This is a genomic window from Curtobacterium sp. MCPF17_047, from assembly GCF_003234045.1.
Lineage (GTDB): Bacteria > Actinomycetota > Actinomycetes > Actinomycetales > Microbacteriaceae > Curtobacterium.
Map to the genome: position 1 here is coordinate 96,144 of NZ_QKSF01000008.1, position 12,685 is coordinate 108,828.

Below are 12,685 nucleotides of genomic sequence, written 5' to 3' on the forward strand. Positions count from 1 at the left end.
CCGGCGCCCCCGACGGATCAGACCGTCGCGGCCGCCGCGGCCGCCGCGCTCCGTCGCCGCAGGGCCTTCTCGACCGCGGAGATGCCGAACCCGAGCAGGATCGACGCCACCACGGCCAGCACGGTCACGAGGAACGGCTGGTCCCGGCTCCAGTGCCCGGTCGCCGCAGCGATCCCGACGCAGTAGGCGGCCCAGACGACGTCGGCGAGCGCGCAGCTGAGCAGGAAGCGCCGGACGTCCAGACCGCTGTCGGCACCGACGAGGTTCGTGGTGAGGCGGCCCATCGGGATGAACCTCCCGAGCACTGCGATGCGACCGGGGGCGGCGCGGTAACGCTCGTCGATGGCCTCCCGCGCCTTCCTGACCTTGGGCCGCGCGAACCAGGACCTCGAGCCGAGGTCGACCGACCGGGCCAGCTGGTAGAGCGCGAGGTCGCCGAGCACCATGCCGATCGTGGCCGCGACGATCAGCAGCAGCACCGGCAGGAGTCCGCCGTCACCGCCGACCAGGAGCGTGCCGATCGCGACGACCATCGCCTGGCTGGGCAGGAAGACCGCGATGCTGCCGACGGCGAGCACCAGGCCGACGACCAGGAACGCCCACGGGGTGCCGACGAGCTGCAGCACCACCTGTTCTGCTGCGTCCACCGGTCACCCTCCACGGCACGAGTCGGACGCACCACTGTCGATCATCCCAGGTCCTGCGCCGGACCGCGCCCGCTCAGCGCTGCGACACCGGGGAGAGCACGAGCTCGTCGATCCGCACGTGTGCCGGGGCGGACAGCACGAACCCGACGGCACGGCCGACGTCCTCCGGCGTGAGCATCACGGCACGTGCCGCGGCGTCCGGCACGCTCGGGCGCTGGTCGAGGAAGTCCGTCGCGACGTCCCCCGGGCAGAGGTGCGTGGCCCGGACACCGTGGTGCGCCTCCTGCTGGTTGAGCGTGCGGACGACCGGGCCGAGGGCCGTCTTGCTCGCCGAGTACGCCACGCCCGCGCCCGGCTGCGACGACCACCCCGCGTACGAGGAGACGACGACCACGACCCCGCCGGAGCGCCGGAGGGCGGGGAGCGCCGCGTCGACGACCTGCACCACCGCGGTCAGGTTCGTGTCGATCACGGCCCGGAGGTCGGTCATCGACTGGTCGTCCCACCGCCGCCGTGGGGAGTTCAGCCCGGCCGACAGGACGAGCCCGTCGATCCGACCGTGCCGTCCGAGGAGGGTGTCGCGGGCCGTGGCGACGGCGTCCGGGTCGGTGGCGTCGAGGGGCAGGACGTCAGCGGTGCCGCCCGCGGCGCGGATGCCGGCGGCGACCGTGTCGAGACGGTCGGTGCGACGCCCGCTGAGGACGAGCCTCCAGCCCGACCGTGCCGCCACCTGCGCGGCCGCGGCACCCATGCCGCTGCCGCCGCCCGTGACCCACAGGACGCGGTCGTCCGTCGCCGGCTGGTCCGTCGTGCGCTGGTCCGCCGTGCCGTCGTCCGTCATGGGTGGGACAGTAGACGCGTCGGCGTCGACGAACGCCCCGAAGGAGCGACCGATGCACCTCGACCTCAGCGACCGGGTGGTGGTCGTCACCGGCGCCGCCCGCGGGATCGGCCGGACCATCGCGGAGCGGTTCCGCCTCGAGGGCGCGCACGTGGTCGCGCTCGACCTGGCGGCGGCGCTCGCGGACCGCGCGGCGGACGACCAGCCGGGAGGCCCGCCCAGCGTCCCGGGCGCCGCCCACCCGCTCGAGGTTCTCGCCTGCGACGTCACCGACCCGGAGTCGGTGCGCGCCGCGGTGGACGAGGTGGTGGCCCGGCACGGCACCGTCGACGTCCTCGTCAACAACGCGGGGATCAACGTCGAGGGACGGGTGGTCGACCTGGAGTGGGATGCCTGGCAACGGTGCATGGACGTGAACCTCGGCGGCACCCTCCTCATGAGCCAGGCGGTGGCGCCCGTCATGCAGCGGGCGGGGCGCGGCCGGATCATCAACGCGGCGTCCTTCGCGGCGATCGTGCCGAGCGTGGGGAGCGCGGCCTACGCGGCGTCGAAGGCGGCGGTCGTGCAGTTCACCCGGGTCCTGGCATCCGAGCTCGGGCCGTGGGGCATCACTGTCAACGCGTACGCGCCGGGGATGGTGCCGACCGCGATGAACGGCTTCGCGACCATGCCGGCCGCCGCACAGGACCGGCTGCTCGACACGCTGTCGATCCGGCGGTGGGAGACGCCGGACGACGTGGCGGACGTGCTGCTCTTCCTGGCGAGCGACCTGGCCGGGTACGTGACGGGGACGCTGCTCGACGTGTCGGGCGGCAAGCTCGCGACCCAGATCCCGTCGCGGGCGTACGAGGGCTGATCCGGACCCGGGCGGTCGCCTCCGCGAGCGGGCAGAGTCGGAGGCAGTCTGGACCACCGTGACGGACCTGTCCGGTCGCACAGGATCTGCGCATGCGGCTCTCCGTAGGCTGTGAGGTGCCAAGAGAGCCGGACTGCAGCCCGACCCCCGAGGAGGTGCCCCTGTGTTCACCGTCCTCATCGCGTTCGGCGTCATCGCACTCGTCGTCCCCGCACTCACCCCCCTGCTGGGGCGTCGCGTCTTCTTCGTCGCCGCCCTCGCCCCCACCGCGGCCGCGGTCCTCACCCTGACCCAGACCGCTCCGGCACTCGGCGACGGCGTCACGGAACGCGTGCGCTGGATCCCACAGCTCGCACTCGACCTGGCGTTCCGGGTGGACGCCCTGTCGTGGGTGCTCGCCCTCGTGGTCACCGTGGTCGGCGCGCTCGTGCTCGTCTACTGCGCCTCGTACTTCCCCGACGACGAGCCCGGGCTCGGTCGGTTCGCCGGCGTCCTGACCGCCTTCGCCGGGTCGATGTACGGCCTGGTGATCGCGGACGACGTCATCGTGCTGTTCGTCCTGTGGGAGGCCACGACGGTCTTCTCCTACCTGCTCATCGGGCACGACGCCGTGAAGCGGGCCAGCCGGGCCGCGGCCATGCAGGCCCTCGTCGTCACCACCGCCGGTGGGCTCGCGATGCTCGCCGGGCTCGTCGTGATCTCGGTCGCCGCCGGCACCACGTCGCTGTCCGGGATCATCGCCGCCCCCCCGACCGGCACGGCCGTCTCGGTGTCCGTCATGCTCGTCCTGGTCGGTGCGCTGACGAAGTCGGCGATCGTGCCGTTCCACTTCTGGCTGCCCGCCGCGATGGCCGCGCCGACCCCGGTCAGCGCCTACCTGCACGCCGCCGCGATGGTCAAGGCCGGCATCTACCTGGTCGCCCGGCTGGCCCCGGCCTTCGCGCTGCTCGACGGCTGGCGCGAGACGATCACGGTGCTCGGGGTGCTCGGCATGCTCGTCGGCGGGTACCGGGCCCTGCGGCAGACCGACCTCAAGCTGCTGCTCGCGTACGGAACGGTCGCCCAGCTCGGGTTCCTGGTGCTCGCCGCCGGATGGGGTGTACCGGAGATCGCCCTCGGTGGGGTCGTCCTGCTCGTCGCCCACGCCACGTTCAAGTCCACGCTGTTCCTGGTCGTCGGCACGGTCGACCACGTCGCCGGGACCCGGGACCTCTGGAAGCTCAGCGGTGTCGGACGCCGTCTACCCGGGCTCGCCGCCGTCGCAGTGCTCGCGCTGGCGTCGATGGCCGGCATCCCGCCGCTCATCGGCTTCGTCGCGAAGGAGGCCGTGCTCGGCGGCTTCCTCGAGGAACTGCACGGTGCGGACGCCGGGTGGGCCTGGGTCGCACTCGTCGGTGTCACGATCGGTTCGATCCTGACCGTCGCCTACTCGTGCCGGTTCTTCTGGGGCACCTTCGCCCGCAAGTCCGGGGTCGCCCAGACCGAGCCGCACGCGCTGCACGGGCTCTGGGTCGTCCCGACGGTGCTCGGCGTCGCGGGGCTCGTCCTCGGGCTCGCCACCCCGTTCGTCGCGCACGGCTTCGAGTCCGCCGCCACCGCCGCACGGCACGGCAGCGGCAAGGTCCCGCACCTGGCGCTCTGGCACGGGTTCGAGCCGGCGCTCGGCATCTCCGCCCTGACCCTGGTCGGCGGTGGCGTCCTGTTCCTGCTCCGCACGCGGGTCGAGGCCGTGCAGCACCGCCTGGCCGGCTCCCCCTCGGCGTCCGCGAACTACCGACGGATGATGCGCGGGCTCGACCGGTTCGCGACCTGGCTGACCGCCAGCCTGCAGCGCGGTTCGCTGCCCTACTACCTGACCGTGATCCTGTCGGTGTTCGTCGCCGGCGCCCTCGCCAACCTGGTCGTCGGCGGTCCCTGGGCCTTCCACATCCGGTTCGCCGACACCTGGGGCCAGCTGCCCGTCGTCGTCGTGATGGCGATGGCCGCGATCGCCGTCCTCGCCGCGAAGACCCGCTTCGCCGCAGCCGTCCTGGTCGGCGTGACCGGGTACGGCACCGCGATCCTGTTCCTGCTGCACGGCGCCGTCGACCTCGCGCTCACCCAGCTCGTCGTCGAGACCGTGACCCTGATCGCGTTCGTCCTCGTGCTGCGTCGCCTGCCCCCGCGCATCGGCACCGCCAACCCGTCGCGCTTCCGGGTGCTCCGGGCACTGTTCGCCGCCCTCGCCGGCCTGACCCTGGCGATCGTGGTCGTCGTCGCCGCGTCCGCCCGCACCGCCGAGCCGCTCTGGCCCGACCTGCCGGCGCTGACCAGCTCCTTCGGGCACGGCCTCAACGTCGTCAACGTCGCCCTCGTCGACCTGCGCGGCTGGGACACCCTGGGCGAGCTGACCGTCGTCGTGGCCGCGGCGACCGGTGTCGCGAGCCTGATCTTCGTGCGGTCGCGGGAGGACACCCTGCCGCGACTCCGGGACATGCCGGCCTCGGTCGCGAGCGGTGACGACCGGGCCGACGGCGAGCCGCGGGCCTGGCTGCCGACGAGCGCCGCGATCCCGACCGGACGCTCGGCACTGCTCGACATCGTCGTCCGCCTGCTGTTCCACGGGCTCGTCGTGCTGTCGGTCTACCTGCTCTTCGCTGGACACAACTCGGCCGGTGGTGGCTTCGCGGGCGGTCTCGTCGCCGGTGTCGCCCTCGCCGCCCGGTATCTGGCCGGGGGCCCGGCGGAACTCGGGGCCGCGGCACCGATCCGTGCCGGGCGACTGCTCGGCCTCGGGGTCGCCACGGCGGGCATCACCGCGATCACGCCGATGTTCTTCGGCAAGGACGCCCTGTACTCCGAGTTCTTCGAGGCCACCGTCCCGGTCCTCGGCCACGTCGAGTTCGTCACCGCCACGTTCTTCGACATCGGCGTGTACCTGGTCGTGGTCGGACTCGTGCTCGACGTGCTCCGCTCGCTCGGGGCCGAGGTCGACCGACAGCGCCTCGAGGACCGGCGCGTCCCCACCGCCGACACCCTGGAGGGACCCGCATGACCGTCACCCTCGTCCTCGTCATCGCGATGGCCGTGCTGTTCTCGTGCGGCGTCTACCTGCTCCTCGAACGGTCCCTGACCCGGATGCTGCTCGGGTTCCTGCTCCTCGGCAACGCCCTGAACCTGCTGCTGCTGACGATGTCCGGCGCGGCCGGTGACCCGCCGATCGGCAAGTCCGCCGAGGGGATCACGGACCCGCTGCCCCAGGCGTTCGCCCTCACCGCGATCGTCATCACCTTCGCGGTCAGCGCGTTCCTGCTGGCCCTCATCCACCGCTCCTGGCGGCTGTCGCGTGCGGACGAGGTCGAGGTGGACGAGGCCGACGTCGCGATCCGCACCGACCGCGCCGACCCCGCCGACGACGACCCCGAGCTCGCCGAGGACGACAGCCCCCGACGACACGACCCGAAGTCCCCCGAGGACGCGGACGACCCGCACGAAACGGCCCCACACCCGACCGAGAGCAGGCCCGCGCCGTGACCTTCCTCGTCCCGCTCCTGGTCCTCGTCCCGCTCCTCGGAGCCGCCGTCGCCCTCGGACTCCTCCGCCACCAGCAGCTGCAGCGCGCCATCACGGTCGCGGTGCTCGTCATCGCGGTCGCGGTGGCCGTCACGCTCATGGTGCTGGTCGACCGGCACGGCACCATCGTCGTGCAGGTCGGCGGCTGGCAGGCTCCGTACGGCATCTCGCTCGTCGTCGACCGGTTGAGCGCCCTGCTCCTGACGGTGTCGAGTTCGGTGCTGCTCGTCGTCCTGCTGTTCTCCATCGGGCAGGGCCTGGCCGACGACGATGAGGACGCCCCGGTCACGATCTTCTACCCGACGTACCTGGTGCTGGCGGCGGGCGTGCTCGACTCGTTCATCGCGGGCGACCTGTTCAACCTGTACGTGGCGTTCGAGATGCTGCTCGTGGCGAGCTACGTGCTCATCACCGTCGGTGGCAGTGTGCAGCGGGTCCGCGCCGGAACCACCTACATCGTGACGAGCCTGATCGCGTCGTCGATCTTCCTCGCCGCCATCGGCCTGGTCTACGGCGCGACCGGCACCGTGAACATCGCGCAGATCAGTCAGCGGGTGGCGGAGCTGCCGGACCACGTCCAGCTGCTGCTGCACACCATGCTGCTCATCGGGTTCGGCATCAAGGCCGCCGTGTTCCCGCTGGCGTTCTGGCTGCCGGATTCGTACCCGACCGCCCCGGCGCCGGTCACCGCGGTGTTCGCTGGTCTGCTCACGAAGGTCGGGATCTACGCGATCATCCGGCTCGAGACGATCATCTTCCCCGGACCGCAGTTGAACGGGGTCCTGCTCGTCGTCGCCGTGTTGACGATGGTGGTCGGGGTGCTCGGCGCGGTGTCGCAGACCGACGTGAAACGGCTGCTGTCCTTCACGCTCATCAGTCACATCGGGTTCATGGTGATGGGCATCGGACTCGGTTCGGTGGTCGGCACCGCGGCCGCGGTGTTCTACACGGTGCACCACATCGTCGTGCAGACCACGCTGTTCCTCGTCTCCGGCCTCATGGAACGGGTCGGCGGCACGACCTCGACGCGCTCCCTCGGTGGCCTGCTCAAGGCGGCGCCCCTGCTCGCGGCCCTCTACCTGGTCCCGGCGTTCAATCTCGGCGGCATCCCACCGTTCTCCGGCTTCATCGGCAAGCTCGGCCTGTTCCGCGCCGCGGCCGAGGACGGCTCACCACTCGCGTTCGTGACGATCGGCGCCGGGGTCGTGACGAGCCTCCTGACCCTGTACGCGCTGATGCGCGTCTGGGACGCGGCCTTCTGGCGCCCCAAGCCGGCCGCCGAGGCCGCCGCCCCGCACGCCAGTGTCGCCGAGCCGCACGAGCACCTGCGTGCACCGGAACCCGCGCCGGTCACGGTCCCCGAGACGGAGACCGAGGGCCGGACAGGAGGCCCGTCCGACACCGGTGCGCCGGCCGCGGTCGTCCGCGCCCCGGCCGGGGACGGCTCGGTCGCGACGCTCGACGACCCGACGCGGTCGGACGCCCAGGACCACGGCGACGCACCGTCGACCGAGCACGCGCGGTCGAAGCTGCCGCCGATGCTCGTCGTCGTGACCACCGTCGCCGTCCTCGGGTCGGTCGCCCTCACCGTCCTCGCCGGGCCCCTCTACGGCTACGCGACGCGTGCGGCTGAGTCCCTCGAGTCGCCGGACCGCTACGTGCAGGCCGTCCTCGGGGTTGAGACACGATGACCGACGACCGACGCTTCACGAACGCCCGCCGGATGGCGCTGGCGTGGCGCTACGACGTGCCGCTCGTCGCCGGGCTCACGGTGCTGTGGGCGCTGCTCTGGGGGAACTGGACACCGCTCACGTTGCTCTGCGGCGTCGTCGTCGCGCTGCTCGTCACCCAGTCGCTGCCGCTGCCGCCGGTCCCGCTGTCGGCACGGTTCTCGATCGTGCACGTCGTGTGGTTCCTGCTGGTCTGGGCCGGGTACGTCGTGCTCGCGTCGTTCCGGGTCGCCTGGGTCGCGGTCCGGCCACGAGGAGTCCGGAAGAGCTCGATCGTCCTCGTCCAACTGCACACCACGTCGGAGATGACCTTCACGCTGTCCACCATCGCGATCTCACTCGTCCCCGGCTCCTACGTCATCGACGAGGACCTGCGCCGTCGACGCCTGCTCCTCCACGTGCTCGACACCGAGCGCCCCGAGCAGGTGGACGCCGCCCGACGGGAAGCGCACCGGATCGAGGCGCTCGTGATCCGTGCGATCGGGTCGGCGCAGGACGTCTCCGAGCTGTCCGAACCGCTGCCCGAGGTGGTCCGGTGAGCGCCGCCGTCGTCGTCATGGCGGTCGGGATCGCCCTGGTCCTGGCGTTGCTCGGCGCGACCCTCGTCCTCGCGGTCGGCCGGATCGTCCGCGGCCCCACCATCCTCGACCGGATGATCGGGTCCGACATGGTGCTCACCACCGTCCTGCTCGTGATCGCCGCATCGATCGTCGTCCGCCAGGACGCGAGCGCCGTGCCGGTGCTCGTCGTGATCGCCGCGACGAGCGTCTTCGCGACCGTCGCCGTCGCGCGCGCGGTCACCCCGTCGACCGACCCCGAGGACGAGGGCATGGACGCGACCACCCCCGAGCACGCGGTGCAGGCAGCAGACGAAGAGGCTGCGGACGACGCGCACACCACCGACGACGGCCACAGCGCGGGAGGGCAGCGATGACCGAGATGACGGACATGCTCCAGGCGTTCCTCGACGACGCCGGCATCCGAGCGTGGATCGCCCTCGCGCTGCTGCTCGTCGGGGCTGCGCTGTCACTCGGCGCGGCGATCGGCATCGTCCGGTTCCCCGACCCGCTGGTCCGACTGCACGCGATGTCGAAGCCGCAGGTCCTCGGTCTCGCCTGCTGCCTGGCGGCCGTCGTCGTCGCGGTGTGGACCTGGTCCGTGCTGTGGATGGTGATCCCGGCGATGGTGTTCCAGCTCGCGCTCGTGCCGGTGTCGACGCACATGATCGCCCGCGCCGGACTGCGCTCGGGCGACTACCGGCACGAGGACCTGCTGGTCGACGACACGGAGTGACGGCGGAGCGGGGTCAGCGCAGCGCGTCCCGGCGGGACAGCACCAGGTTGGCCGCACCGGCCAGCACGACGACGGCGGCCGAGAACGCCGGGAACGCCATCGCGGCCGGGGTGCCGGCACGCTCGGCGACCTCACCGACGACCGCACTCGCGATCGACTGCCCGACGATGACCGCCGAGCCGAGGATCGTCATGGTGGTCGCCGAACGGCCCACCGGCGACCGGTCCGAGCCCAGGCTGTACTGGGTGACGAGGGTGGGGCCGATGCCGATGCCCATCACGGCGAGGACGATCCCGACCGCGAGCACGGAGTCCACGGTGGCGAAGACGATCGCGGATGCCAGCAGCACCACGCCGAACAGCAGCCAGCGCCAACCGAGCCGGAAGGCCCGCGGGAACGCCGCCGACCCGAGCGCGAGCCCGGCCGAGCCGATGCCCATCAGGCCGTAGAGCAACCCGGCCCGCGAGGACCCACCGTGGTCGGCCATGAACGCGGTCAGCGCGGTCAGCGTCGACCCGAAGAAGAACCCGATGCCGAGGATGCCGACGACGACCACCACCAGTCGGGGCCGCAGGAGCTGCCGGGCCGGTGCCGGACGCGGGTCGGACGCATGCCCGAGGGTCAGGCGACCGGTCGGGTGCAGGGCGAACGCGGTGACGAACACGAACGTCAGCACCGAGGCACCGGCGACGGCGACCCACGGCGCGATGGCGCTCGCGAGGACGCCGACCAGGAACGGTCCGACGATGAAGACGGTCTCGTCAGCGGCGGACTCGTACGCCATGGTGCCGCTGAGGACCCGCTCGTGCCGATTCGGTTCCATCCGGTTCCGGATGATCGCGACGAGCCGGGTGCGGGACATCGGCGCCACCTGGGGTGCGCTCGCCCCGATGAGGAACGACATCGCCAGGACGGCCAGGTCCGGGGCGCTGCCCTGCACGACGAAGGGCAGCGCCCCGAGCAGGACGGCGTTGGCCAGGCCGACGGGCACCAGCACGGCGCGCTGCCCGTACTTGTCCGCGGCGGCGCCGACGAGCGGCCCGAACAGCGCCGAGCCGATGCCGACCGAGGCCGAGTTGATGCCACCGAGGGCGACCGAGTCGCGTGCGGCGACGACGAGCGTCAGCACGCCGACGACCATCATCGCGAACGGCAGTCGCGCCACGAAGGCGATGGGGAAGTAGGACCGCCCGGCGAGGGCGATCAGGGAAGCGCCGGAGGAACGCGCCTGGAGCATGGTGGGGGTGTGCCTTCTCGGCCCACTCGTGTGGAGCGGACCCATCGGGTGCCGCCGCTGTCCGCCGGGGTGCCGGCGTCCGGTAGATACACGGTTGTTGCTGGTTTGCCCGTCCACTGTACCTGCCGGACGGGAGGCTCACCCAGGGTCCGGCACCGAGCCTCCCGTCCGGCGCTCCTCCGTCAGAGCGAGCGCAGCTGTCAGCCGCGGCGGCCGGCGCGAGCCGCGAAGGCGTCGAGGGCGCGGAGGACATCGTCACTGCGGTAGACCCGCGAACGCAGCGAGTACTCGGACTTCGCCTGCAGCACGCCGGCCGCGATGAGGGTGTCGAGGGCCCGGTAGACGTTCACGGACGGCCCGAGCTCGACTCCCAGTGTCGCCGCGGTGACGACCGGCTGACGGGCGATCACCTCGAGGACGCGCCACACTGCGGAATCGCTCCGGGACCGGACCGTCTCCCGCCAGCGCTCACGCACCGCGTGCACCTCGTCCACCAGGACCGTGGCGTTGTGCACCGCTCGGAAGCACGCTTCGGCGGTGGCGAGGACGATCGCCTCGACGTCACCCGCGCGGTACGAGTCGAGGGCTGCGTGGTACCCAGCGGTGTCGGTCAACAGGCCGGCGGAGACGGGGATGGTCACGTTCCTCGTCAGTCCGGTTCCGCGGAACATCGCCTGCATCAGCGCCCGCCCGGTCCGGCCGTTGCCGTCGGTGAACGGGTGGATCGTTTCGAACTGCGCGTGCGCGACGGCGATCTGGACGAGCCGTGGCAGGTCGGACCGCCGCGCGAACCGCATGACGTCGTCGATCAGCACCGGGACGCGGTCGGCTCGGGGCGCGACGAACTCCGCATCCCGAGGACTGTCCGCGGCCCGTCCGATCCAGACCGGTTCGTCCCGCCACGCTCCGGCGTCGTGGTGCGGATCGCCAAGGAGGAGCGCGGCGTGCATCGCGAGGACCGTCTCCGGCGTGAGTTCGTCCGCCAGGTCGAGCGCCGCCTGCATCGCACGCGTGTTGGCGACGATCTGTGCAGCGTTCTGCCGCGACGTGTCGCCGAGCTCAGCGGTGAAGACGGCTCGCGCACTCGCGGTGAGGTGTTCGATCTGCGAGGAAGCCGCGGCTTCGGAGCGCATCAGGAGCGGCGCGAATGCAGCGATCTCGCCACCGAGGCCCGCATCGAAGCGGACCAGGGCCTCCGTCGCATCGTCGACCACGGCGGCCGTCGCGGACGACACCACCGGGTCGAGGTCGACGATGAGCGGCGGGACGGCAGCGCTGTACGCATGCCCGACGCTGGATCGTCGGCTCGCGGCGACGCCGAATCCGGCGTACCGGGACTCGAACCACAGCTCTTCGGAGTCGACGGCGGGCCATCCCATGTCGTCCTCCTGTCACTGCGTGGGCTCGAGTTCGACACTTAGCCTACCAAGTGTCGAACTCGTGCCCCGCTGGTGACACTTCCGTCGGGGCGGCTCGGGTCAGGAGACCTCGCCGGCGCGGGCCCCCGCCCAGAGGTCGACGTCGGTGATCCCGACGCTGTGCTCGTCGATGGTGCGGAGCTCGTCGTCCGAGAACGACGTGTTCGCGAGCGCGGCGACGTTGTCCTCGAGCTGCTCCACGCGGGAGGCGCCCATCACGAGCGAGGTGACCCGCTCGTCCCGCAGCGCCCAGGCCAGGGCGAGCTGTGCCATCATCTGGCCGCGCGACTCGGCGACGGCGTTGAGCGCACGGAGGTGTTCGACGACCTCGGGCGTGATCGACGAGGGGTCGAGCGACTTCCCGGCCGCGGCACGCGAGCCCTCGGGCACGCCGTCGAGGTACTTGCCGGTGAGCAGCCCCTGCGCCAGGGCGGTGAACCCGATCACACCGAACCCGAGCTCGCCGGCCGCGTCGAGCAGCCCCTCCGTCTCGATCCAGCGGTTCAGCATCGAGTAGGACGGCTGGTGGATGAGGAGCGGCGTGCCGAGGTCACGGAGGATCGCGGCGGCCTGACGGGTGCGCTCGGCGTCGTACGACGAGATGCCGACGTAGAGCGCCTTGCCCTGCTGGACGGCGGTGTGCAGCGCGCCCATCGTCTCCTCGAGCGGGGTGGAGGCATCGAGGCGGTGCGAGTAGAAGACGTCGACGTAGTCGAGCCCGGTGCGGCGGAGGGACTGGTCGAGTGAGGCGAGGACGTACTTGCGGGAGCCGCCGCCCTGGCCGTAGGGGCCGGGCCACATGTCCCAGCCGGCCTTCGTCGAGACCACCATCTCGTCACGGTACGGCGCGAAGTCCTCGCGCATGAGCTTGCCGAAGTTCAGCTCCGCGGCACCGTAGGGCGGGCCGTAGTTGTTCGCCAGGTCGTGGTGGGTGATGCCGAGGTCGAACGCCCGGCGACTGATCGCTCGCTGGGTCTCGAACGGGACGTCGTCGCCGAAGTTGTGCCAGTAGCCCAGCGAGAGCAGCGGCAGGTCGAGCCCCGAGTGCCCGGTCCGCCGGTAGGTCATCGAGTCGTAGCGGTCGTCGGCAGCGATGTAGGTCATGGACCCG

At 71.9% G+C, this 12,685-nt stretch carries 12 protein-coding genes; 7 read left to right on the top strand and 5 right to left on the bottom strand.

Annotated features, from left to right (window positions below):
• Positions 1–17 precede the first annotated feature (17 nt).
• Positions 18–647, bottom strand: a complete 630-nt coding sequence (locus DEJ33_RS09910) for a DedA family protein (protein WP_111076821.1) — start codon at positions 645–647, stop codon at positions 18–20.
• Positions 648–720: 73 nt separating this feature from the next.
• Positions 721–1,488 (bottom strand): SDR family oxidoreductase, encoded by a 768-nt coding sequence (locus tag DEJ33_RS09915; protein WP_111194866.1) that lies wholly within the window; start codon positions 1,486–1,488, stop codon positions 721–723.
• Between the two features lie 52 nt (positions 1,489–1,540).
• On the opposite strand from DEJ33_RS09915, the gene DEJ33_RS09920 reads away from it, so the two are divergent.
• From DEJ33_RS09920 to mnhG, 7 genes are all read left to right on the top strand, one after another.
• Positions 1,541–2,344, top strand: coding sequence for an SDR family NAD(P)-dependent oxidoreductase (locus tag DEJ33_RS09920; protein ID WP_111194898.1), 804 nt, complete (start codon positions 1,541–1,543; stop codon positions 2,342–2,344).
• A 163-nt stretch (positions 2,345–2,507) separates the two neighbouring features.
• Positions 2,508–5,378 carry a Na+/H+ antiporter subunit A gene (locus tag DEJ33_RS09925; protein ID WP_111194867.1) on the top strand — a complete coding sequence of 957 codons (2,871 nt, stop codon included), beginning with the start codon at positions 2,508–2,510 and terminating at the stop codon, positions 5,376–5,378.
• Positions 5,375–5,857, top strand: a complete 483-nt coding sequence (locus DEJ33_RS09930) for a Na(+)/H(+) antiporter subunit C (RefSeq protein ID WP_111194868.1) — start codon at positions 5,375–5,377, stop codon at positions 5,855–5,857. The genes DEJ33_RS09925 and DEJ33_RS09930 overlap by 4 nt, the downstream gene beginning before the upstream one ends.
• Positions 5,854–7,587, top strand: a complete 1,734-nt coding sequence (locus DEJ33_RS09935) for a Na+/H+ antiporter subunit D (RefSeq protein ID WP_111194869.1) — start codon at positions 5,854–5,856, stop codon at positions 7,585–7,587. Before DEJ33_RS09930 ends, DEJ33_RS09935 begins: the two co-directional genes overlap by 4 nt.
• Positions 7,584–8,165: a Na+/H+ antiporter subunit E gene (locus tag DEJ33_RS09940; protein ID WP_111194870.1), complete on the top strand. Its 582-nt coding sequence runs from the start codon at positions 7,584–7,586 to the stop codon at positions 8,163–8,165. The genes DEJ33_RS09935 and DEJ33_RS09940 overlap by 4 nt, the downstream gene beginning before the upstream one ends.
• A complete protein-coding gene (locus DEJ33_RS09945; protein WP_181432842.1) occupies positions 8,162–8,560 on the top strand; it encodes a hypothetical protein in 399 nt (132 codons plus the stop codon). The genes DEJ33_RS09940 and DEJ33_RS09945 overlap by 4 nt, the downstream gene beginning before the upstream one ends.
• Positions 8,557–8,919 carry a monovalent cation/H(+) antiporter subunit G gene (gene mnhG / locus DEJ33_RS09950; RefSeq protein ID WP_111076828.1) on the top strand — a complete coding sequence of 121 codons (363 nt, stop codon included), beginning with the start codon at positions 8,557–8,559 and terminating at the stop codon, positions 8,917–8,919. The genes DEJ33_RS09945 and mnhG overlap by 4 nt, the downstream gene beginning before the upstream one ends.
• 13 nt (positions 8,920–8,932) lie before the next feature.
• Here the strand turns inward: mnhG and DEJ33_RS09955 are convergent, their stop codons facing one another.
• The 3 genes from DEJ33_RS09955 to mgrA all read right to left on the bottom strand — a co-directional run bounded on the left by DEJ33_RS09955 (position 8,933) and on the right by mgrA (position 12,678).
• On the bottom strand, positions 8,933–10,156 hold the full coding sequence (locus tag DEJ33_RS09955) for an MFS transporter (RefSeq protein ID WP_111194871.1): 1,224 nt from the start codon (positions 10,154–10,156) through the stop codon (positions 8,933–8,935).
• A 200-nt stretch (positions 10,157–10,356) separates the two neighbouring features.
• Positions 10,357–11,535, bottom strand: coding sequence for a Fic family protein (locus DEJ33_RS09960; RefSeq protein WP_220034472.1), 1,179 nt, complete (start codon positions 11,533–11,535; stop codon positions 10,357–10,359).
• A 99-nt stretch (positions 11,536–11,634) separates the two neighbouring features.
• Entirely contained in the window at positions 11,635–12,678 is a 1,044-nt protein-coding gene (gene mgrA, locus DEJ33_RS09965; RefSeq protein WP_111194872.1) for an L-glyceraldehyde 3-phosphate reductase, read from the bottom strand.
• Between the last annotated feature and the right edge of the window lie 7 nt (positions 12,679–12,685).